The organism is Spirabiliibacterium mucosae (genome assembly GCF_014884965.1).
Classification (GTDB): domain Bacteria; phylum Pseudomonadota; class Gammaproteobacteria; order Enterobacterales; family Pasteurellaceae; genus Spirabiliibacterium; species Spirabiliibacterium mucosae.
In genome coordinates, this window is sequence record NZ_JABTBO010000007.1 from 18,644 (window position 1) to 39,062 (window position 20,419).

Below are 20,419 nucleotides of genomic sequence, written 5' to 3' on the forward strand. Positions count from 1 at the left end.
ATGGCTATCGTTAAATGTAAGCCGACCTCCGCTGGTCGTCGTCACGTAGTTAAAGTGGTTAACCCTGAGCTACACAAGGGTAAACCTTATGCGCCACTGTTGGATACTAAATCTAAAACAGGTGGTCGTAACAATTTTGGACGTATTACAACCCGTCACATCGGTGGTGGTCACAAACAACACTATCGTATTATTGACTTCAAACGCAATAAATTAGATGTGCCAGGCACTGTTGAGCGTCTTGAATATGATCCAAATCGCAGCGCAAACATCGCATTGGTGCTTTATAAAGACGGTGAACGTCGTTATATCCTTGCACCAAAAGGTCTTAGCGCAGGCGATCAAGTACAAGCAGGTTCACATGCGCCAATCAAAGTTGGTAATTCATTACCAATGCGTAATATCCCTGTTGGTACCACTGTACATAACGTTGAATTAAAACCTGGTAAAGGTGGTCAAATCGCTCGTTCTGCGGGTGCTTATGTACAAATTATTGCACGTGAAGGTAACTATGTCACATTGCGTCTTCGTTCAGGCGAAATGCGTAAAGTGTTATCTGAATGTCATGCAACTATCGGTGAAGTTGGTAACTCCGAGCATATGCTTCGTGTGTTAGGTAAAGCAGGTGCTAACCGCTGGAGAGGCGTTCGCCCAACAGTGCGTGGTACTGCAATGAACCCGGTAGATCACCCGCACGGTGGTGGTGAAGGTCGTAACTTTGGTAAACACCCAGTCACACCTTGGGGCGTTCAAACCAAAGGTAAGAAAACACGCCACAACAAACGTACTGATAAATATATCGTACGTCGCCGTGGTAAATAATTATTTAAATTAAGAGGATAAACCATGCCACGTTCTCTCAAGAAGGGTCCTTTTATTGACCTACACTTGCTGAAGAAGGTAGAGAAAGCGGTGGAAAGCGGGGATAAAAAACCAATTAAAACTTGGTCCCGTCGTTCAATGATCATTCCATCAATGATCGGATTGACCATCGCCGTCCATAATGGTCGTCAGCACGTTCCTGTTTTTGTGTCCGATGAAATGATCGGTCACAAATTGGGTGAATTTGCCCCGACTCGTACATACCGCGGCCACGCCGCAGATAAGAAAGCTAAGTAAGGAAGTAAAAGATGGAAACTATTGCAAAACATCGTTTCGCTCGCACTTCAGCTCAGAAAGCTCGCTTAGTTGCGGATCTTATTCGCGGTAAAAACGTTGCGCAAGCGCTTGAAATTTTGACTTACACCAACAAAAAAGCAGCTGCTTTGGTGAAAAAAGTTTTAGAATCAGCCATTGCCAACGCCGAGCATAATGACGGTGCAGATATCGATGATCTTAAAGTTGCTAAAATCTTCGTTGACGAAGGTCCTAGCATGAAACGTGTAATGCCACGTGCTAAAGGTCGCGCAGATCGTATTTTAAAACGTACAAGCCACATCACTGTGGTTGTGTCTGATAAGTAGGAGAATAGCAATGGGTCAAAAAGTACATCCTAATGGTATTCGCCTCGGTATTGTTAAACCTTGGACATCAACCTGGTTTGCGAATACACAAGATTTCGCCGACAACCTTGAAAGCGATTTCAAAGTACGTAAATTCTTGAACAAAGAATTAGCGAATGCCTCTGTTTCTCGCATTGACATCGAGCGTCCGGCTAAGAGTATTCGTGTAACTATTCACACAGCTCGTCCGGGTATCGTTATCGGTAAAAAAGGCGAAGATGTTGAAAAACTTCGTAACAAGTTAGCAGAAATCACTGGTGTTCCTGCGCAAATCAACATCACAGAAGTGAAAAAACCTGAACTTGATGCAAAATTAGTTGCAGAAAGCATTGCTTCACAATTAGAACGCCGTGTAATGTTCCGTCGCGCCATGAAACGTGCGGTACAAAGCGCAATGCGTTTAGGTGCTCAAGGCATCAAAGTGGAAGTAAGCGGTCGTTTAGGTGGTGCAGAAATTGCACGTTCTGAATGGTATCGTGAAGGTCGCGTGCCTTTGCATACATTACGTGCAGACATCGATTATAACACTGCTGAAGCAAACACAACTTACGGCGTTATCGGCGTAAAAGTGTGGATCTTCAAAGGTGAGATTCTTGGTGGAATGGCTGCAGTTATGCAATCTGAACAGCCTGAAGCGCAACCTAAAAAAGCGCGTAAAGGCCGTAAATAAGGAGATTGAATAAATGTTGCAACCAAAACGTACAAAATTCCGTAAAGTTCACAAAGGTCGTAACCGTGGATTAGCGGCAGGTACTGAAGTGAGTTTCGGTACTTATGGTTTAAAAGCAGTTGGCCGTGGCCGTTTAACTGCGCGTCAAATTGAGGCCGCTCGTCGTGCCATGACACGTGCTGTTAAACGTCAAGGTAAAATCTGGATTCGTATTTTCCCAGATAAACCAATTACTGAAAAACCATTGGAAGTCCGTATGGGTAAAGGTAAAGGTAACGTTGAGTACTGGGTAGCCTTGATCCAACCGGGTAAAGTACTATATGAAATGGATGGTGTGTCTGAAGAGATTGCACGTGAAGCGTTCGCATTAGCGGCGGCTAAACTGCCAATCAAGACAACCTTCGTAACTAAGACGGTGATGTAATGAAAGCTCAAGAACTACAAACTAAAAGTGTTGAAGAGCTGAATGCTGAATTGGTTAACTTGTTAGGTGAGCAATTCAAGTTGCGTATGCAAGCAGCCACCGGTCAGCTTCAACAAACCCATCAGTTGAAACAAGTGCGCCGTAATATCGCACGAATCAAAACTGTCTTAACACAAAAGGCGGGTGAGTAATGACTGATAAAATTCGTTCAGTACAAGGTCGTGTAATCAGTGACAAGATGGACAAATCTTTCACTATCGCAATTGAGCGCATGGTTAAACATCCACTCTATGGAAAGTTTATCCGTCGCACAACGAAACTACACGTTCACGATGAAAACAACGAAGCTAAAGCAGGCGATTGGGTAGAAATTCGCGAATGTCGCCCAATTTCTAAAACCAAATCTTGGACTTTAGTTCGTGTTGTAGAAAAAGCGATTATCTAATCCTTTTCTACCAACGTAACACAAAACCGCACTTTTAAAGTGCGGTTTTTTTATGTCTTTGACCGCACTTTTATTTTTATTGGCATCAAAACGCGAGCAGTATACTGCTCCTTAGTTGTTATTGACATAACAACTAAGGTCTTACTGAAAAAAATTATAGGTGTCAATATGTTAAAGATTACACTTCCTTCAGATTGGGTTTGTGATGGCAGAGTTCTTAAACCTAAATATCATGCAACATCCGAAAATACATGGGAATTTGATGGGCGTTATTTAAAACCTAAATATCATGCGACACCTGAAAACACGTGGGAATTTGATGGCCGTTACCTAAAACCCAAATACCATGCTACGCCATCTAACACTTGGGAGAAAGTAGGGACTGTCATTAAGCCAAGATATAATGCGACATCGCAAAATTCTTATGACATGAATGGACAGCCTATTTTGGTCGCATTTGGGCAATTAGTGTTGAGTTTGTGGTAGTGATAAAGCTATGCAATTTGCATAGCTTTTTTGTGAGAGAATAAAGAAATGAAACAAGAAAATAAATGGTTATATGGTATTGCCATTTGTACTATTGCTTTTTTAATTGTGTCAGTTATGTTTAAAACACTAGAGGCGGAGACACTGCCTATTCAGATAACGGGCACGTTATTTGGTGTTGTAGTGACGGCTATTATTACCGTATTTTTGCTCAATGGGCAATCGGCTAGCGAAGAGAAACGTGATAAAAGTTTATTAGTGTTTGAGAAAAACAAGAGGTTTATCATAACTTTTTGAATAATCTCAAGCAAATTATTATGGATGGTGAAATTACTATCGCCACTAAACAAGGTAATGCCGAAAAAACCATTGATGAGCTCAAAGATCTTTTATTTGAACTGGGTTATGTTCAGTTACATACTTCAGAAAAAAACACACATGCGATTTTTAAAAAAGTTACCGAAATTATCCAAGTATTGAACGATTTTGAGCAAGAGGGCGCCAATAAACAAAAAGTATTACCGCAATTTTATACTCGAATTGCAACTGAACTATTTGATATTGTTGCCATTTTAAAAGAAGATCTTTACAGTCAGTCTAGTAAGCCCATTGCTGCGCAAACCATCACGGAGTTGCTCGAAAGCTGCGATCTCTTTGTCGATACAAAAGAGGTTGACAGCCGTGAATTACAAAATTATTTCTGGAATGGATTGCAAGCTCAGTTGATGGAACGCGGATATGCGTTTGAGAAGAAAGACTTTTCATTTGATGTTAATCAGTATTATGCGCGTTCACGCAATCGCCATCGTTACTACGGTATACAATTCCCGATTTATCATTTGGAAAGTGGCATACCTGTATTATTCAGAATTGAGCTAGAGAATGAATTTTATTATGGCGTATTACGTCACGTTGAGAATGAGGAAAATGCGCTCATCGAAGATGCGATTTCGACGGTCAAGGCGTTTCAATCTTCACCAGCTTGGTTCGCATGGAAGTGGTTTGATCATAATAAACTTGATTTCTGGACGCTGGAATCCCCGGCGTTTGCACTGTTAAAAAACCCTCGTAAGCGCGATCGTTTAATCAAAGACATTGCGGCAGAACTGGATATGTATATTCAACAGATTCAGGCGAGCTTGCACCATAGGGAGGAATCAGAAAAAAAGCCTTCATAACGCCCAATACGATGCAGGATTTCTTGATTGGCTATTCTGGTTATAACGGTGGTGATATTGGCTCAAAACAAAATCCCGCTATTTGGTGCTGTGGCATTGAATGGGGTGGCGGGATGAGCACGCAAGAGTTGCAATCGTATATCGAGAGCAAAGAATGGCAGACGATTGGTGGGTTTGAAGAAGAAAGGGAAAATTGTACGCAACCTTACGATAGAGTGGTGTGTAAAATACTGTGTGTAATAGCAGGTGGAGAGGTCGAAAACTATGATGCGTTTGCACGCACTCATCGGGTTTGGATGAAAGGGGCAAAAACAGGTTATTTGAAAATGAATCTGTTCCCGCTCAGCTTTCAAGACACAGATCCCGCACATTGGCACAATGGTTTGACCGCACTTTTAGGGTTTCAGAATAAGGATGAATACCTCAATTGGTGTCGAGAATATCGCTTCCCAAGAATAAAATCGGATGTCTTGCGCTATCAACCCAAATTAATATTGTGTTTTGCTAAAAGTTATCACGCGGATTTTGATCGTGCATTCTCAGATAACAATCTGCCGTTTACAGAGCTTGAAATTGAACAGCTGTCTGTCCGCTGGAAACGCAATGATAATGGCACGGTGATTGTTGTTCTGCCTTTTCCGAATCGACCACGCGGCTTACAGCGCAATTGCGCTATACAAGCAATTGGTGAGTTTATTCGTACACTTATTTAGTGTTTCGTAACACAAAACCGCACTTTTAAAGTGCGGTTTTTTATGTCATGCCTTTGCGTGATATTTTCAAAATCACCGCCTTATGTTAAGCTGATGTTAATTTTTCTTTCTGTTGAACCATCGACGTGTCCCTGCGTTTGGGGCTATTCAAATGATGCCGAGAGGATAAAACACCATGAAAAAAGTTAAAGCACGATTAGCCGTTTTTTTCGCTACTGTTCTCGTCGCCCTGTCATCAATGGCGCACGCCCAGCCGCTGGCGGATTTCAACACCACGTTCAAGCAAGCCGAGCAAGGAGATGTCAACGCGCAATTTGAACTTGGCTTGATGTATTTCCACGGCAGTGGCGTTAAACAAGATTACGCGCAAGCGTTCAAATGGTTCAAAAAAGTGGCAGACAAAGGCTACACCGCAGCGCAATTTAACCTCGGCGTGATGTATGACAAAGGGCTTGGCGTAAAAGAAAACCTAGCTGAAGCCGTGAAATGGTACACCCAAGCCGCCGAGCAAGGCGATGAGTCCGCACAATATAATCTTGGGAGTTTGTATCGCGAAGGCCGTGGCGTGCAACAAGATTATCAAAAAGCGTTGGAATGGACGCAAAAAGCCGCTGACCAAGGTGTAGCCGTGGCACAATTTAACCTTGGCATGATGTATGATATGGGCCTAGGCGTGCAACAAAATTTTGCCCAAGCAGCGAAGTGGTATGCCAAAGCGGCCGAGCTAGGTGAAGCCGGCGCACAGCACAATCTTGGAGTGGCCTACTCACAGGGGCGCGGGCTTAAACAAGATTATGTCCAAGCGTTCAAGTGGTATCAAAAAGCGGCGCAACAAGGCGAGGCAGTTTCACAACTCAATCTTGGTGTGGCCTACGCACTCGGTCGTGGTGTGAAACAAGACTACAACCAATCTCTGTTTTGGTATCAAAAAGCCGCCGCCCAAGGCAATGGCGACGCGCTTTTCAATCTCGGTGTGGCCTATGAAAATGGCGAAGGCGTCAGTAGAAATCTCTCTCAAGCCAAAGCCTACTACGGGCAGGCGTGCGACACAGGCAAACAACACGGCTGTGATCGCTACCGCATGCTCAACGAACGCGGCGTGCAATAGCCGATAAAACCTCCAGCAAAAACCGCACTTTTAAAGTGCGGTTTTTTATGCCCTTGACCGCACTTTACCTTGATACCGCCCTTGACAAAAGTGTGCTGTAGCTCACACTTCATCATCTCGATATAAATTCACAATCTATCTCTATCTCATTAATATCCATATGATTTCTAAAAAATTCAAGGAGTATACTCCTTGTTGTTTACTCTTTACAGAGTAAACAAACATCTATTGCTAAATTAATTGTGAGTTATAGGAAAATTTTATATGAAAAACAAATGGTAAAACATCTTATTGGTATTGTAATGCTGGCAACAGCATCAATGGCTGTTAGTGCTGACATGACAAAAGATGAAATTAAAAAAATTATAGTTTAGATGATTATAAAAAAATGCACATATACAATGAATTTCCTTTATTACCAAATGCAGTTGAGCACTATAACCATCTTGTAGCATTAACTTTAAAAGAGGATAGAGGAAATTTAATGTATAGAGGCATACTAACTACGGTAGTACCATGCTTTGATGCTAAGCGTAATGAAAAACTTTTAACGAATAAGCAAATACGTGAAGCACAAAAAGTATGTGACTACACCATTGAAGATGTTTTTAGAATGGCGATTGAGGGATAATAGTGCTTAAGTTATGGCATATGCAAATGCATGGAGGCGAGGAGCGTAACTTTTCTAATTATGTGCCCGCCTTATTAGAACATAAGCGGTTTATTGGCTTGGGCGAGTGGAAAGATCCCTGTGGTCAGATTCGGAAATTTTGTGATGATATGCAAATTAACGATATTGTAGCGATAAAAAATGGCAAACAATTAATTGCATTAGTCCAAGTTATAGGGAAAGCTTACGAAGAACGCAATGATACATCTATGGCTAAATGGCTTGTTTATCGTCGTCCTATTCGTATATTAGATTGGGCAGATAAATCTAGAAAACTGCCAACTGGACGAATGCCTTTGCAGGCTTGCGTAGGTGATGATAAAGAAACTTCGAAAGTTATCGCAGCATGGTACGATGAGGTTAAGCGTGTTTTGGCTGATCTAGATATTCCACTCACAGATAGTCAATAATAAGTTTTTAGCGTATACAAAAGTGCGGTCAGCTTGCTCGACCGCACTTTTCATTTTAAACGCACAAAGCCCTTGCCAGGCGGGCGGGTTCTGTGGTACACTCCAGCCCCTACTGTATATAAGGGTAGGTTCGTCCCGAAAGGGTGTTTTTTTATTTTAACGGAGCACTAATATGATCCAAGAACAGACTATGCTGGATGTTGCTGATAATTCAGGGGCTCGTAGCGTAATGTGTATCAAGGTTCTAGGTGGATCGCACCGTCGTTACGCTGCTATTGGCGATATCATCAAAATTACTGTGAAAGAAGCAATTCCTCGCGGTAAAGTAAAAAAAGGTGATGTTTTAAAAGCAGTTGTGGTGCGCACCAAGAAGGGTGTTCGTCGCCCAGATGGATCAGTCATTCGCTTCGATGGTAATGCTTGCGTGGTGTTAAACAACAACACTGAGCAACCAATCGGAACACGTATCTTCGGACCTGTGACTCGTGAACTTCGTTCTGAGAAGTTTATGAAGATCATTTCTTTGGCTCCAGAAGTAGTGTAAGGAGAAGACAATGGCTGCAAAAATCCGTCAAAACGATGAAGTAATTATGATTACCGGAAGCGCTGAAAAGGGCAAAGGTAAACGTGGTAAAGTATCGAAAGTATTGCCTAACGGTAAAGTGATCGTTGAAGGTTTAAACATGGTTTCTAAACATGAGAAACCAGTTCCAGCTTTAGGTAAAGCTGGTGGTATTGTGAAAAAAGAAGCGGCGATTGACGTTTCTAACGTTGCAATCTATAACCCGTCAACTAACAAAGCTGACCGTGTAGGTTTCCGATTTGAAGATGGCAAAAAAGTGCGGTTTTTCAAATCTACTGGTGAAACAATTAAATAATATGGAGTATAGCGATGGCGAAACTGCATGATTATTACAGAGATCAAGTAGTTAACGAATTGAAAGATAAATTCGGCTACAAATCTGTCATGCAAGTCCCACGAGTCGAAAAGATTACCCTGAACATGGGTGTGGGTGAAGCGTTGACCGACAAAAAATTGTTAGATAATGCGGTTGCAGATCTAGCAGCAATCAGCGGTCAAAAACCTCTAATCACTAAAGCACGCAAATCTGTTGCAGGCTTTAAGATTCGTCAGGGATATCCAATCGGCTGTAAAGTGACCCTACGCGGTGAGCGTATGTGGGAATTTTTAGAGCGATTGATTCATATTGCTGTTCCACGTGTGCGTGACTTCCGTGGCTTAAGCCCGAAATCATTCGACGGCCGTGGAAACTACAGCATGGGTGTGCGCGAGCAAATCATCTTCCCTGAAATCGATTATGATAAAGTGGATCGTGTTCGTGGTTTGGATATTACTATCACAACCAGCGCGAAAACAGATGAAGAAGGTCAAGCACTCTTGGCTGCCTTTAACTTCCCATTCCGTAAATAAGGCAGGTTACAATGGCAAAAGTATCAATGAAACAGCGTGATCTTAAACGCGCTAAATTAGCTGAAAAATTCTATGCAAAACGTCAAGAGTTGAAAAAAATCATCTCTGATGTGAATGCTTCTGACGAAGAACGTTGGGATGCTGTGTTGAAGCTCCAAGCTTTACCACGCGATTCTAGCCCTTCTCGTCAGCGTAACCGTTGCCGTATTACTGGACGTCCGCATGGTGTATTGCGTAAGTTCGGTTTAAGCCGTATTAAAGTCCGTGAAGCCGCAATGCGCGGTGAAATCCCGGGCCTTAAGAAAGCAAGCTGGTAATAACCACTTTAAATTGGAATCATGGGAGTAAAGACACATGAGCATGCAAGATCCAATCGCAGATATGTTGACTCGTATTCGTAACGGTCAAGCTGCGAACAAAATCGCGGTCAACATGCCTTCATCCAAGCTAAAAGTGGCAATTGCCAATGTGCTTGCAGAAGAAGGCTATATTGAAAGCGTTAAAGTTTCTGACGGGGTTAAACCTGAGTTGGAAATTACATTGAAATATTTTGAAGGCAAAGGTGTTGTAGAACGTATCCAACGCATCAGCCGCCCTGGTCTGCGTATTTATAAACGCAAAGACGAGTTACCAAGTGTAATGGGTGGATTAGGTATTGCTGTTGTTTCTACATCACAAGGTGTGATGACTGATCGCGCGGCACGCAAAGCGGGCTTGGGCGGTGAGATCATCTGCTACGTAGCGTAATAGAGAGGTAGGAAGATGTCTCGAGTTGCAAAAGCACCCGTTAATATTCCTGCCGGCGTTGAGGTTAAGCTCAATGGTCAGCTATTAACGGTAAAAGGAAAGAATGGCGAGCTATCTCGCGAAATTCACAATGAAGTTGAAGTTAAACAAGAAGAAGGTGCGCTGACTTTTGCGCCGCGTAACAACGGTAAAGTCGCTAACGCACAATCTGGTACAGCACGAGCTCTTGTTAACGCAATGGTTATCGGTGTTACTGAAGGCTTCACTAAGAAGTTGAAATTGGTGGGTGTTGGTTACAGAGCCCAAGTAAAAGGCAACGCGCTTGCTTTGAACTTAGGTTTTTCACACCCGGTTGAGCACGCATTGCCAGCAGGTATCAAAGCGGAATGCCCATCTCAAACTGAAATCGTGTTGAGTGGTGCAGACAAACAGCTTATCGGCCAAGTGGCAGCAGATATTCGTGCTTATCGCCGTCCTGAGCCTTACAAAGGCAAAGGGGTACGTTATGACGATGAAGTTGTGCGTACCAAAGAGGCTAAGAAAAAATAATAAGGTAACACTATGGATAAGAAATTGGCTCGTATCCGTCGTGCAACCCGCGCACGTCATATGTTGAGAGAGCAAGGCGCAACCCGTTTAGTGGTTCACCGTACCCCTCGTCATATCTATGCGCAGGTTATTGCACCTAACGGTTCAGAAGTGCTTGCCGCTGCTTCAACTGTTGAGAAAGTAATTGGTGAGCAAGTGAAATATACCGGAAATAAAGATGCTGCCGCTGCTGTGGGCAAAGCAATTGCTGAGCGCGCTAAAGCGAAAGGCATCGAAAAAGTGTCTTTTGACCGTTCTGGTTTTAAATATCATGGCCGTGTTCAAGCATTGGCCGACGCTGCTCGTGAAGCTGGTCTACAGTTCTAATAGAGGTAATTTTAGATGGCAAACATCGAAAAACAAGCTGGTGAACTGCAAGAGAAGCTTATCGCGGTAAACCGTGTATCAAAAACTGTGAAAGGTGGTCGTATCTTTAGTTTTGCTGCGTTAACCGTAGTAGGCGATGGAAATGGTCGCGTAGGTTTTGGTTATGGTAAAGCCCGTGAAGTTCCGGCAGCGATCCAAAAAGCGATGGAAAAAGCCCGTCGTAATATGGTAAATGTAGCGATTACTGATGGTACATTACAACACCCAGTTAAAGGTGTGCACACAGGTTCTCGTGTGTTTATGCAACCAGCAAGTGAAGGTACGGGTATCATCGCCGGTGGTGCGATGCGTGCGGTACTCGAAGTTGCAGGCGTACGTAACGTATTGTCTAAAGCTTACGGTTCAACCAACCCAATTAACGTTGTCCGTGCAACGATTGATGCATTGGCAAATATGAAATCACCAGAAATGGTTGCTGCGAAACGCGGTAAAACCGTTGATGAAATCTTGGGGTAATTGATCATGGCAAAAACTATTAAAGTAACACAAACTCGTAGCTCAATCGGCCGTTTGCCGAAACACAAAGCTACGCTTCGTGGCCTTGGTCTTCGCCGTATCAATCACACTGTGGAGTTAATTGATACTCCTGCAGTTCGTGGCATGATCAACCAAGTTTCATACATGGTTAAAGTAGAGGAGTAAGAGAATGCGTTTAAATACTCTATCTCCGGCTGAAGGATCAAAGCAAAGTGCTAAACGTGTCGGCCGTGGTATCGGTTCTGGTTTAGGCAAAACTGCAGGTCGTGGTCACAAAGGACAAAAATCCCGTAACAACGGTGGTGGCGTTCGTCGTGGCTTCGAAGGTGGTCAAATGCCTTTATACCGTCGTTTACCGAAATTCGGTTTCACCTCACGCAAAGCACAAGTAACAACAGAAATTCGTTTAGACGATCTTGCGAAAGTCGACGGTGAAGTAACATTAGAATCGCTCAAAGCGGCTAATATTATTTCTAACCACATCGAATCTGTTAAAGTGATTTTAGCTGGTGAAGTGAAAAGTGCGGTTGTTGTTCGTGGTCTGCGCGCTACTAAAGGTGCAAAAGCTGCGATTGAAGCCGCTGGCGGTTCAGTTGAGGAATAAGTAGTCAATGGCAAAGCAACCAGGTTATCAAGCAAGAAGTACCCAAGGTGGTACAGGTGAACTTAAAAGAAGATTATGGTTCCTTCTCGGAGCTTTAATCGTATTTCGAATTGGTTCATTTATTCCGGTTCCTGGTATTGATGCAGCCGTATTAGCTCAATTGATCAATCAACAACAAGGTACCATCATTGACATGTTCAACATGTTCTCTGGTGGTGCTTTGAGCCGAGCTTCTGTTTTTGCGCTCGGTATTATGCCGTACATCTCGGCATCAATCATTATCCAGTTGCTTACAGCTGTTCATCCAGCGTTAGCAGAACTTAAAAAAGAAGGCGAGTCTGGCCGTCGTAAAATCAGCAAATACACCCGTTATTCAACGCTTGTATTAGCCACGATTCAAGCGATTGGTATCTCAACAGGCCTGCCAAATATGATTCCAGGTCTAGTCCCTAACTTAGGCATTGGTTTTTATGTTACTGCGGTGGTGAGCCTTGTAACAGGAACCATGTTCTTGATGTGGCTAGGTGAACAAATCACCGAGCGTGGCATTGGAAACGGAATCTCTTTGATAATTTTTGCAGGTATCGTTGCCGGCCTACCCGCTGCTATTGGGCACACCATTGAGCAAGCGCGCCAAGGTCAGATGAATGTACTGGTGTTGTTGTTGATTGCGGTTGTTGTATTTGCAGTCACCTATTTTGTTGTTTTTGTAGAACGTGGACAAAGAAGAATTGTGGTCAACTATGCCAAGCGCCAACAAGGCCGTCATATGTTAGCCGCACAAAGTTCGCATCTGCCACTGAAAGTGAACATGGCTGGGGTAATCCCGGCGATCTTCGCCTCCAGTATTATTCTCTTTCCAGCCACCGTAACACAGTGGTTTGGTCATGGAACAAATATTGAGTGGTTGTCGAATTTATCATTGCTATTGCGCCCAGGTGAGCCTTTATATTTAGTGCTCTACGCGGTGGCGATTATCTTCTTTAGCTTTTTCTACACTGCAATGCAATACAACCCAAGAGATACTGCGGACAATCTGAAAAGATCAGGTGCATTTATTCCGGGGATTCGTCCGGGTGAACAAACAGCACGCTATATTGATAAAATTATGACTCGCCTAACCTTAATTGGTGCGTTATATATCACCTTTGTTTGTTTAGTGCCTTATATCATGACTTCCGCATGGAATGTACAATTCTATTTCGGTGGTACTTCACTACTTATCGTGGTAGTTGTAATTATGGATTTCATCGCTCAGGTTCAAAGTCACCTCATGTCGACCCAATATGAATCTGCGCTGAAGAAAGCAAATCTTAAAGGTTATGGGCAATAATTGCTCATCTAAGAGATAAGGGAAAAGCAATGAAAGTTCGTGCTTCCGTAAAGAAAATGTGTCGTAACTGCAAAATTATCAAACGTAACGGTATCGTGCGTGTGATCTGCAGCGAACCTCGACACAAACAACGTCAAGGTTAATTTTATTTTCCTTGCAAAATGCGAGCTGAGCGTTTATACTGCTCAGCTCATTTCGACCAGATATGCTGTTTGAGTATCCTGAAACGGGCTTTTCAAGATCAGCATATCAATTAACTTTTATACAATAGGAGTGCATAGTGGCCCGTATTGCAGGCATTAACATTCCTGATCATAAACACGCTGTAATTGCATTAACATCCATTTACGGCATCGGTAAAACTCGCGCTAAAGCAATTTGTGAAGCGGCGAGCATTGCTGAAGATGTTAAGATCAAGGAACTGTCTGAAGAGCAGATTGATAAACTGCGTGACGAAGTTGGTAAATTTACCGTTGAAGGTGATTTGCGTCGTGAAGTAACCTTAAACATCAAACGTCTTTTAGACTTAGGATGTTACCGTGGTTTACGTCATCGTCGTAGTTTGCCAGTACATGGTCAACGTACTAAGACTAACGCGCGTACCCGTAAGGGTCCTCGCAAGCCGATCAAGAAATAGTCGGGGTAAATGATAATGGCTAAAACACCAATTCGTACACGTAAACGTGTAAAAAAACAAGTCGTTGATGGCGTGGCTCATATTCACGCATCTTTCAATAACACAATCGTTACCATTACAGATCGTCAAGGCAACGCGCTCGCTTGGGCAACAGCAGGTGGTTCTGGTTTCCGTGGTTCACGCAAATCAACTCCGTTTGCCGCACAAGTTGCAGCAGAACGTTGTGCCGAAATGGTTAAAGAATTCGGTCTGAAAAATTTGGAAGTTATGGTAAAAGGACCAGGTCCTGGTCGTGAGTCTACAATTCGTGCGTTGAATGCTGCGGGTTTCCGCATCACCAACATCACTGACGTGACTCCGATTCCTCATAACGGTTGTCGTCCACCGAAAAAACGTCGCGTTTAACCGTCGTTTAAGGATTGTTGGAGAAAGAAAATGGCAAGATATTTGGGTCCTAAGCTCAAGCTTAGCCGTCGTGAAGGTACTGATTTATTCCTTAAATCAGGTGTCCGCGCGATTGAGTCAAAATGTAAACTTGATACCGCACCAGGTCAACACGGCGCCCGTCGTGGTCGTTTGTCTGACTATGGTACGCAATTACGTGAAAAACAAAAGTTCGCCGTATGTATGGCATCTTAGAACGTCAATTCCGTAATTACTACAAAGAAGCAAACCGTCTGAAAGGTAATACCGGTGAAAACCTATTAACATTACTTGAAGGCCGTTTAGATAATGTTGTTTATCGCATGGGATTTGCCGCAACACGTGCAGAAGCACGTCAGCTGGTGAGCCACAAAGCGATCGTTGTTAATGGTCGTGTGGTTAACATTCCATCATTCCAAGTTTCTGTTGAAGATGTGATTAGCGTGCGTGAAAAAGCGAAAAAACAAGCACGTATCAAAGCATCATTAGAATTAGCAGAGCAAAGAGAAAAACCAACATGGTTAGAAGTTGATGCTGCTAAAATGGAAGGCGTGTACAAACGTATTCCAGAACGTACTGATTTATCAGCAGACATTAACGAACATCTGATCGTTGAGCTTTATTCTAAATAATAGAGCTTGAGAGCAAAGAGAGGATAAAATGCAGGGTTCTGTGACAGACTTTTTAAAGCCACATTTAGTTGACATCGAGCAAATCAGCCCGACGCACGCTAAAGTGACCTTAGAACCGTTAGAACGTGGTTTCGGCCACACATTGGGTAATGCTCTACGTCGAATCTTACTTTCATCTATGCCAGGTTGTGGTGTAACTGAAGTGGAAATCGATGGTGTTTTACACGAATACAGCAGCAAAGAAGGCGTACAAGAAGACATCCTTGAAGTGCTTCTTAACCTCAAAGGACTAGCGGTTAAAGTGCAGAATAAAGATGAAGTTTTTCTGACACTGAGCAAATCTGGAATTGGACCTGTTGTTGCTGGTGACATCACCCATGATGGCGATGTTGAGATCGTAAATCCTGATCATGTTATTTGCCATTTAACAGATGCCAACGCCTCTGTTAATATGCGCATTCGTGTGCAACGTGGGCGCGGTTACGTGCCTGCCTCTGCACGCAAACATAATCAAGAAGAAGACCGTCCAATCGGCCGCTTGTTGGTTGACGCGTGCTACAGCCCAGTAGATCGCATCGCCTACAACGTGGAAGCTGCTCGTGTTGAACAGCGCACTGACTTAGACAAGCTAGTGATCGAAATGGAAACCAACGGTACTATCGATCCTGAAGAGGCTATCCGTCGCGCTGCCACCATTTTGGCAGAGCAACTTGATGCATTCGTTGATTTGCGTGATATTCGTCAACCTGAAATCAAAGAAGAAAAACCAGAGTTCGACCCTGTTCTTCTGCGTCCAGTGGACGATTTAGAGTTGACAGTTCGTTCTGCTAACTGTTTGAAAGCAGAAACAATTCACTATATCGGCGATTTAGTCCAACGCACTGAAGTTGAGCTATTAAAAACACCTAATCTTGGTAAGAAATCCCTTACAGAGATCAAAGATGTGTTAGCACAACGTGGGCTATCTCTCGGTATGCGCCTTGAAAATTGGCCGCCAGCAAGTATTGCTGAAGACTAATTTTGGTATTGGTTAAGACTTTTCGAAAGAAGGATAACGTATGCGCCATCGTAAGAGTGGTCGTCAACTAAACCGTAACAGCAGTCATCGCCAAGCGATGTTCCGTAATATGGCAAGTTCATTAGTTCGTCATGAAATTATCAAGACAACTTTGCCTAAAGCTAAAGAATTACGTCGTGTAGTTGAGCCGTTAATTACTTTAGCGAAAGCAGACAGCGTTGCAAACCGCCGTTTAGCTTTTGCTCGTACTCGTGACAACGAAATCGTTGCGAAATTATTTAATGAATTAGGTCCACGTTTTTCTAACCGTGCAGGTGGTTACACCCGCATCTTAAAATGTGGTTTCCGTGCAGGTGACAACGCCCCAATGGCTTACATTGAGCTCGTTGACCGCCCAGAAGTCGCTGAAGAAGCCGCTGCGGAATAATAATTCAATTGATATAAAAAAGCCCACCTCGGTGGGCTTTTATTTTTGATAGGCTACGTAAAACCGCACTTTAAAGTGCGGTTTTTAGCCTAGTTATCGTGATAATGCTCACAGGCATAAAGCGTGTTGCTCATGAGCATTGCGACTGTCATTGGGCCGACGCCACCCGGGACGGGGGTGATGTGGCTGGCGTGGGCTTTGGCGGCGTCGAAGTCGACATCACCGACGAGGCCCTGTTCTGTGCGGTTGATGCCAACGTCAATCACCACGGCGCCAGGTTTTATCCACTCACCTGGGATAAAGTGCGGTTTGCCCACGGCGACGACTAAAATCTCTGCTTGTTTGACTAACTCTGGCAGGTTTTTCGTGAAGCGGTGGGCGACGGTGACGGTGCAGCCAGCGAGCAGGAGCTCCAACGCCATCGGGCGGCCGACGATATTGGAGGCGCCCACCACCACGGCGTGTTGGCCGTGCAGGTCGATATTCAAGGTTTTCAACAGCGTGATGATGCCATAAGGCGTGCAGGCGCGCAGCAGTGGGATGCGCTGGCACAAGCGGCCGACGTTGTAAGGATGGAAACCGTCTACGTCTTTGTCTGGGCGAATGCGCTCGATCACCTTGGTGCTGTCGATGTGGCGTGGCAGTGGCAATTGCACTAAAATACCGTCGATGCTGCCATCGTCATTGAGCTCATCAATCAGCGCCAGCAGCGTGGCCTCGTCAGTGTCTTGTGGCAAATCATAGGATTTTGAATAAATCCCCAGCTCATCACAAGTGCGGCGTTTGCTGCCCACATACACCTGCGAGGCGGGGTCGGCGCCGACTAAAATCACCGCCAAGCCTGGCGCGCGTTTGCCTTGGGCTGTGCGTTGTTGAATTTTTTCAGCGATATCGTGTTTGATTTGTTTGGCAACCGCGCTGCCAGAGATGATTTCAGCGGTCATGGCCTTCCTCTTTATGCAATCGTTTTGCGTATTTTGTCAGAAAAGTGCGGTTTTGATAAGCCTAAAAGCATTAAATTTAATCACTCGAGCGAAAAAAAGCAAAAAGCGGTTGACGAAAATTTCAAGCCTTTTATAATAGCACTCCTACGTCGGCGAGTAGCGCAGCTTGGTAGCGCAACTGGTTTGGGACCAGTGGGTCGTAGGTTCAAATCCTATCTCGCCGACCATTTCTCTGATATCCAACGTGCAAGGCGCCCTTAGCTCAGCTGGATAGAGCAACGGCCTTCTAAGCCGTAGGTCACTGGTTCGAATCCAGTAGGGCGTGCCAATTATCTCCTCTCTTTTTTATTTCCTATTTTCATATAGCATCACGCCATTGGTAATGCTTTTGCAGCTTATAATTTTTCGCTAAACGCCTGCGCAAAATCGCGTACGCTGTCCCAGTCGGTGTATTCCACCTCTTTGCGGGTGTCGGTTTCGCCGCCAGTTAGGCGCATGATCAGCTGAATCATCACGCGGTCAAAAGTGCGGTAGCGCGGGTAGTAGAGGGCGCCGGCAAATACGGCAGCCAAGTGCGGTTGCCAGTCGATGCGAGCGAGGAATTTGCGGGTGTAAACGTTGGTTTCAGGCGTGTTTTTATCCGCTTTGCGTGCGGTGAGATTGACGCTGAAAAACGCGCTCGGGATGCGATTGAGCAGTTCATAATGGCGATTCACAAATTTGGCCAAAGTGCGGTCAAAATGGCCGTAGCGGATAGATGCGCCGATGATCACGCCGTCGTACCGGCGCAGGTCGCAATCAATCGCCTCGGCCAGTGGCATAAGCTTGGTTTGGTGACCCGCACTGTGCAAGTGCTCGGCGAGGGTGTTGGCGATTTTTAACGTTTGCCCGTCACGGGTTGTATAGATCAGTAAAATTGTCATAGGTTCTCCAGTTGCAAACTGCCACGGCTGCGGTCGGTTAATTGCTGTGCAAACGCATCGGCAGTGAGCGGGTCAAGTAGCAATTCAAACTGCACGTAGGCGCCAAAGGTTTGGCTATCAATCAACGCATCAAATTGTTTAATCAGCTGCTGCACCAGTGGCATTTGGTCGTATTGGCAGCGCAGTTGCGCGCGTTGGCGCAGAATTTTCTCTTCAGTGGTCAGCAGGCTCAACGCTTGTTGCACGCCACTGCCATAGGCGCGCACCAGCCCGCCGGTGCCAAGCAACACGCCGCCGAAATAACGTACCACCACGGCACTAATTTCCCCTACGTTGGCGCCTTGTAGCGCGCTGAGCATCGGCTTGCCCGCCGTGCCTGAGGGCTCACCGTCGTCTGAAAAGCCAAATTGTTGGCTATCGCTCGGGCTGCCCGCCACGGCCGCCCAGCACCAGTGGCGTGCGTTGGGGTGCAGCGCTTTAATCTCCGCCCAAAAGGCGCGCGCCTGCTCAAGCCCATCGGTGTGGGCGAGATAGGTGATAAAGCGGCTTTTTTTGATCTCTTCACTGAACTCAACACGCTCAGCGGGGATGGCATAGCGCATTAACAGCCCTCAGCGAAGCGCGCGAAGGTCTCGGCGGTGATGTTTTCAGCCCCGTGCTCGGTGATAATCACGTTATCTTCCGTGCGGATGCCGCCATAGGGCAAGAAGCGGTCGATTTTCTCCCAATTGAATTGTTTGCTGAGGGCACTTTCACGCCACGGTTGGAGCAGCATTGGGATAAAATAAATGCCAGGCTCAACGGTGAGCACCATATTGCGTTCTAAATTGCGGGTGCAGCGCAGGCTTGGGTAAATCTCTGGAGGCGCTTTGTGGGTGCCGCGTGGCGTTTGCTGAAAGCCGGCTACATCATGCACCTGCAGCCCCAAAAAGTGCCCCAAGCCGTGCGGGAAAAACGCGCGCGTGATGCCTTGCTCGAAAATATCAACACTCGGCAAGCGCACCAAGTCAAAATCGTGCAGCAATTCAGCGACCATTTGGTGCATTTGAGTGTGGTAATACAAATAGTTATAGCCGCTGCGCAACTCACTGATAATCTTAAGCTTATTGTTATCCATCACGGCAATCAGCTCTGCAAATTCATCGCTTGGGTCCGCGCTATAAGTGCGGCTGATGTCGCTGGCATAGCCTTGGTAGGTCGCACCTGCATCAATCATCATGCTCAACCGCACTTTGGCGCGCTGCAGATCAAGCTCGGTGTAGTGCAGCACGGCGGCGTGCTCGTTGACGGCAATAATATTGCCATAAGGCACGTTGTCGTCGCGCTGGCCACTGGCGTGAAGATAGGCCAGATTAATCTCAAATTCGCTTTTGCCTTGCATAAAGGCCTCGCGCGCGGCAATGTGCCCCCGCACCGCAGGCGCTTGCGCACGGCGCATGCATTCTAGCTCAAACTCCGTTTTGATGCTGCGCTGATAATGCAGCAGGTTTAACGCCTTTTGCAAATTGATGTGAGTGAACCCTAACGTGCTAGCGAGCGCCGTGTTCTCGCCCAAATAGAGCGCGTTTTGGCCACAAATCAGGTGCGGGATGTCATCAAGGCGGCGCACCACTGTCCAGTCAAATTCTGCGCACCAAAATGCCTCAGGCAGCGGCGCCACGCTGTGCCAATAATCCTCTGGCTGATAAAAGTACAAGTGCGGTTTATCTTGACCGTTGAGTGATACCCAACATTCGGGCGTACTGAGCGGCACCACATAGCGAAACAGTGGATTGACCTTGAACGCCACGGGGTGATCGTCTAAAAAGTAGTGCTGCAAACTGCCTGAATGCAGCCACACGCGCTCCACTCGACAGGTGTCGCACAGCTGGGAAAACAGCTGTTGCACCGCGCTGATGTGGCGTTTGAAAAGTGCGGTTAAATCAGGCATAAGCAAACCTCAATAGCAAAAAGTGACATTTCGCGCTATTATAGCGCAAAATCGATGAAAATGATGAGTTATGTGCCAATTTAGCGAAGATACCACCCTCGACACCCAAGGCCTGCGCTGCCCAGAACCCGTGATGCTGGTGCGCAAAACGATTCGCAGCATGCAGCCAGGCGAGGTGCTGTTGGTGATTGCCGACGACCCGGCCACCACGCGCGATATGCCCAGTTTTTGCCAATTTATGGACCACACCTTGTTGCGCGCCGAGTGTGACAGCAAGCCCTACCGTTACTGGATTAAAAAGGGCGGTTGAG

At 45.4% G+C, this 20,419-nt stretch carries 35 protein-coding genes, 2 tRNA genes and 1 pseudogene; 34 read left to right on the forward strand and 4 right to left on the reverse strand.

Translation table 11 applies throughout. The features are described from left to right. From rplB to rplQ, 31 genes and pseudogenes are all read left to right on the forward strand, one after another. Nucleotides 1-822 (forward strand): 50S ribosomal protein L2, encoded by an 822-nt coding sequence (gene rplB / locus HPC37_RS03645; protein WP_208120998.1) that lies wholly within the window; start codon nt 1-3, stop codon nt 820-822. A 24-nt stretch (nt 823-846) separates the two neighbouring features. Then, nucleotides 847-1,119: a 30S ribosomal protein S19 gene (rpsS, locus tag HPC37_RS03650; protein ID WP_034615154.1), complete on the forward strand. Its 273-nt coding sequence runs from the start codon at nt 847-849 to the stop codon at nt 1,117-1,119. An 11-nt stretch (nt 1,120-1,130) separates the two neighbouring features. After that, nucleotides 1,131-1,463, forward strand: a complete 333-nt coding sequence (gene rplV / locus HPC37_RS03655) for a 50S ribosomal protein L22 (protein ID WP_084257848.1) — start codon at nt 1,131-1,133, stop codon at nt 1,461-1,463. A gap of 10 nt (nt 1,464-1,473) precedes the next feature. Then, nucleotides 1,474-2,172: a 30S ribosomal protein S3 gene (gene rpsC, locus HPC37_RS03660; protein WP_208120997.1), complete on the forward strand. Its 699-nt coding sequence runs from the start codon at nt 1,474-1,476 to the stop codon at nt 2,170-2,172. A gap of 13 nt (nt 2,173-2,185) precedes the next feature. Next, nucleotides 2,186-2,596: a 50S ribosomal protein L16 gene (gene rplP, locus HPC37_RS03665; protein WP_208118503.1), complete on the forward strand. Its 411-nt coding sequence runs from the start codon at nt 2,186-2,188 to the stop codon at nt 2,594-2,596. Beyond that, nucleotides 2,596-2,787, forward strand: coding sequence for a 50S ribosomal protein L29 (rpmC, locus tag HPC37_RS03670; protein WP_208118502.1), 192 nt, complete (start codon nt 2,596-2,598; stop codon nt 2,785-2,787). Before rplP ends, rpmC begins: the two co-directional genes overlap by 1 nt. Further along, a complete protein-coding gene (gene rpsQ / locus HPC37_RS03675; protein ID WP_208118501.1) occupies nt 2,787-3,041 on the forward strand; it encodes a 30S ribosomal protein S17 in 255 nt (84 codons plus the stop codon). The genes rpmC and rpsQ overlap by 1 nt, the downstream gene beginning before the upstream one ends. 168 nt (nt 3,042-3,209) lie before the next feature. Continuing rightward, nucleotides 3,210-3,527, forward strand: coding sequence for a hypothetical protein (locus tag HPC37_RS03680; protein WP_208121867.1), 318 nt, complete (start codon nt 3,210-3,212; stop codon nt 3,525-3,527). A 48-nt stretch (nt 3,528-3,575) separates the two neighbouring features. Next, nucleotides 3,576-3,824 carry a hypothetical protein gene (locus HPC37_RS03685; protein WP_208121868.1) on the forward strand — a complete coding sequence of 83 codons (249 nt, stop codon included), beginning with the start codon at nt 3,576-3,578 and terminating at the stop codon, nt 3,822-3,824. A gap of 20 nt (nt 3,825-3,844) precedes the next feature. Beyond that, nucleotides 3,845-4,705, forward strand: a complete 861-nt coding sequence (locus tag HPC37_RS03690; protein ID WP_208121869.1) for a hypothetical protein — start codon at nt 3,845-3,847, stop codon at nt 4,703-4,705. A gap of 23 nt (nt 4,706-4,728) precedes the next feature. Further along, complete coding sequence (locus tag HPC37_RS03695) at nt 4,729-5,418, forward strand: hypothetical protein (RefSeq protein WP_208121870.1); 690 nt, start codon at nt 4,729-4,731, stop codon at nt 5,416-5,418. Between the two features lie 175 nt (nt 5,419-5,593). Further along, a complete protein-coding gene (locus HPC37_RS03700; protein WP_208121871.1) occupies nt 5,594-6,526 on the forward strand; it encodes an SEL1-like repeat protein in 933 nt (310 codons plus the stop codon). Nucleotides 6,527-6,914: 388 nt separating this feature from the next. Beyond that, complete coding sequence (locus tag HPC37_RS03705) at nt 6,915-7,157, forward strand: hypothetical protein (protein ID WP_208121872.1); 243 nt, start codon at nt 6,915-6,917, stop codon at nt 7,155-7,157. Nucleotides 7,158-7,159: 2 nt separating this feature from the next. Continuing rightward, a complete protein-coding gene (locus tag HPC37_RS03710; protein WP_345789999.1) occupies nt 7,160-7,606 on the forward strand; it encodes a pyruvate kinase in 447 nt (148 codons plus the stop codon). Between the two features lie 172 nt (nt 7,607-7,778). Continuing rightward, nucleotides 7,779-8,150 carry a 50S ribosomal protein L14 gene (rplN, locus tag HPC37_RS03715; RefSeq protein WP_208118499.1) on the forward strand — a complete coding sequence of 124 codons (372 nt, stop codon included), beginning with the start codon at nt 7,779-7,781 and terminating at the stop codon, nt 8,148-8,150. Between the two features lie 10 nt (nt 8,151-8,160). Continuing rightward, nucleotides 8,161-8,484, forward strand: coding sequence for a 50S ribosomal protein L24 (gene rplX, locus HPC37_RS03720; RefSeq protein WP_208118498.1), 324 nt, complete (start codon nt 8,161-8,163; stop codon nt 8,482-8,484). 14 nt (nt 8,485-8,498) lie between these two features. Beyond that, the gene (gene rplE, locus HPC37_RS03725; RefSeq protein WP_208118497.1) at nt 8,499-9,038 is read left to right on the forward strand and encodes a 50S ribosomal protein L5; all 540 of its coding nucleotides are present in this window, start codon (nt 8,499-8,501) and stop codon (nt 9,036-9,038) included. Nucleotides 9,039-9,049: 11 nt separating this feature from the next. Continuing rightward, a complete protein-coding gene (gene rpsN / locus HPC37_RS03730) occupies nt 9,050-9,355 on the forward strand; it encodes a 30S ribosomal protein S14 (protein ID WP_208120993.1) in 306 nt (101 codons plus the stop codon). Between the two features lie 37 nt (nt 9,356-9,392). Beyond that, complete coding sequence (rpsH, locus tag HPC37_RS03735; protein ID WP_208121873.1) at nt 9,393-9,785, forward strand: 30S ribosomal protein S8; 393 nt, start codon at nt 9,393-9,395, stop codon at nt 9,783-9,785. 15 nt (nt 9,786-9,800) lie between these two features. Further along, entirely contained in the window at nt 9,801-10,334 is a 534-nt protein-coding gene (gene rplF / locus HPC37_RS03740) for a 50S ribosomal protein L6 (protein WP_208121874.1), read from the forward strand. Between the two features lie 12 nt (nt 10,335-10,346). Beyond that, nucleotides 10,347-10,700 carry a 50S ribosomal protein L18 gene (gene rplR / locus HPC37_RS03745; RefSeq protein ID WP_208121875.1) on the forward strand — a complete coding sequence of 118 codons (354 nt, stop codon included), beginning with the start codon at nt 10,347-10,349 and terminating at the stop codon, nt 10,698-10,700. 15 nt (nt 10,701-10,715) lie between these two features. Then, a complete protein-coding gene (rpsE, locus tag HPC37_RS03750) occupies nt 10,716-11,216 on the forward strand; it encodes a 30S ribosomal protein S5 (RefSeq protein ID WP_208118492.1) in 501 nt (166 codons plus the stop codon). A gap of 6 nt (nt 11,217-11,222) precedes the next feature. Further along, the gene (gene rpmD, locus HPC37_RS03755) at nt 11,223-11,402 is read left to right on the forward strand and encodes a 50S ribosomal protein L30 (RefSeq protein ID WP_084257858.1); all 180 of its coding nucleotides are present in this window, start codon (nt 11,223-11,225) and stop codon (nt 11,400-11,402) included. A gap of 4 nt (nt 11,403-11,406) precedes the next feature. Continuing rightward, complete coding sequence (gene rplO / locus HPC37_RS03760; protein WP_208121876.1) at nt 11,407-11,841, forward strand: 50S ribosomal protein L15; 435 nt, start codon at nt 11,407-11,409, stop codon at nt 11,839-11,841. A 7-nt stretch (nt 11,842-11,848) separates the two neighbouring features. Beyond that, nucleotides 11,849-13,174 (forward strand): preprotein translocase subunit SecY, encoded by a 1,326-nt coding sequence (gene secY / locus HPC37_RS03765; protein ID WP_208121877.1) that lies wholly within the window; start codon nt 11,849-11,851, stop codon nt 13,172-13,174. Between the two features lie 29 nt (nt 13,175-13,203). Then, nucleotides 13,204-13,317, forward strand: coding sequence for a 50S ribosomal protein L36 (gene rpmJ / locus HPC37_RS03770; RefSeq protein WP_208118489.1), 114 nt, complete (start codon nt 13,204-13,206; stop codon nt 13,315-13,317). 137 nt (nt 13,318-13,454) lie between these two features. After that, the gene (gene rpsM, locus HPC37_RS03775) at nt 13,455-13,811 is read left to right on the forward strand and encodes a 30S ribosomal protein S13 (protein WP_208121878.1); all 357 of its coding nucleotides are present in this window, start codon (nt 13,455-13,457) and stop codon (nt 13,809-13,811) included. A gap of 15 nt (nt 13,812-13,826) precedes the next feature. Beyond that, on the forward strand, nt 13,827-14,216 hold the full coding sequence (gene rpsK / locus HPC37_RS03780) for a 30S ribosomal protein S11 (RefSeq protein ID WP_208118487.1): 390 nt from the start codon (nt 13,827-13,829) through the stop codon (nt 14,214-14,216). A gap of 30 nt (nt 14,217-14,246) precedes the next feature. After that, a pseudogene (gene rpsD, locus HPC37_RS03785) lies at nt 14,247-14,866 on the forward strand (30S ribosomal protein S4). A gap of 28 nt (nt 14,867-14,894) precedes the next feature. After that, complete coding sequence (locus HPC37_RS03790) at nt 14,895-15,884, forward strand: DNA-directed RNA polymerase subunit alpha (RefSeq protein ID WP_208121879.1); 990 nt, start codon at nt 14,895-14,897, stop codon at nt 15,882-15,884. 40 nt (nt 15,885-15,924) lie between these two features. After that, entirely contained in the window at nt 15,925-16,311 is a 387-nt protein-coding gene (gene rplQ, locus HPC37_RS03795) for a 50S ribosomal protein L17 (protein WP_208121880.1), read from the forward strand. 89 nt (nt 16,312-16,400) lie between these two features. On the opposite strand, the gene folD is transcribed toward rplQ, so the two are convergent. Beyond that, entirely contained in the window at nt 16,401-17,255 is an 855-nt protein-coding gene (folD, locus tag HPC37_RS03800) for a bifunctional methylenetetrahydrofolate dehydrogenase/methenyltetrahydrofolate cyclohydrolase FolD (RefSeq protein WP_208121881.1), read from the reverse strand. 150 nt (nt 17,256-17,405) lie between these two features. On the opposite strand from folD, the gene HPC37_RS03805 reads away from it, so the two are divergent. Both HPC37_RS03805 and HPC37_RS03810 read left to right on the forward strand, forming a co-directional pair. Further along, nucleotides 17,406-17,482 (forward strand) — tRNA-Pro (locus HPC37_RS03805). 24 nt (nt 17,483-17,506) lie between these two features. Next, nucleotides 17,507-17,583: transfer RNA gene (locus HPC37_RS03810), tRNA-Arg, on the forward strand. Between the two features lie 67 nt (nt 17,584-17,650). Here the strand turns inward: HPC37_RS03810 and hemG are convergent. Genes hemG through pepQ form a run of 3 tightly spaced genes read right to left on the reverse strand, consistent with a single transcriptional unit; the run spans nt 17,651 to nt 20,108 of the window. Further along, complete coding sequence (hemG, locus tag HPC37_RS03815) at nt 17,651-18,178, reverse strand: menaquinone-dependent protoporphyrinogen IX dehydrogenase (RefSeq protein ID WP_208121882.1); 528 nt, start codon at nt 18,176-18,178, stop codon at nt 17,651-17,653. Then, nucleotides 18,175-18,780 (reverse strand): YigZ family protein, encoded by a 606-nt coding sequence (locus tag HPC37_RS03820; protein WP_208121883.1) that lies wholly within the window; start codon nt 18,778-18,780, stop codon nt 18,175-18,177. The genes hemG and HPC37_RS03820 overlap by 4 nt, the downstream gene beginning before the upstream one ends. Continuing rightward, nucleotides 18,780-20,108 carry a Xaa-Pro dipeptidase gene (gene pepQ / locus HPC37_RS03825; protein ID WP_208121884.1) on the reverse strand — a complete coding sequence of 443 codons (1,329 nt, stop codon included), beginning with the start codon at nt 20,106-20,108 and terminating at the stop codon, nt 18,780-18,782. The genes HPC37_RS03820 and pepQ overlap by 1 nt, the downstream gene beginning before the upstream one ends. 70 nt (nt 20,109-20,178) lie before the next feature. Between pepQ and tusA the strand changes: the two genes are divergently transcribed. Next, on the forward strand, nt 20,179-20,418 hold the full coding sequence (gene tusA / locus HPC37_RS03830) for a sulfurtransferase TusA (protein ID WP_208121885.1): 240 nt from the start codon (nt 20,179-20,181) through the stop codon (nt 20,416-20,418). Nucleotide 20,419: the final 1 nt, after the last annotated feature.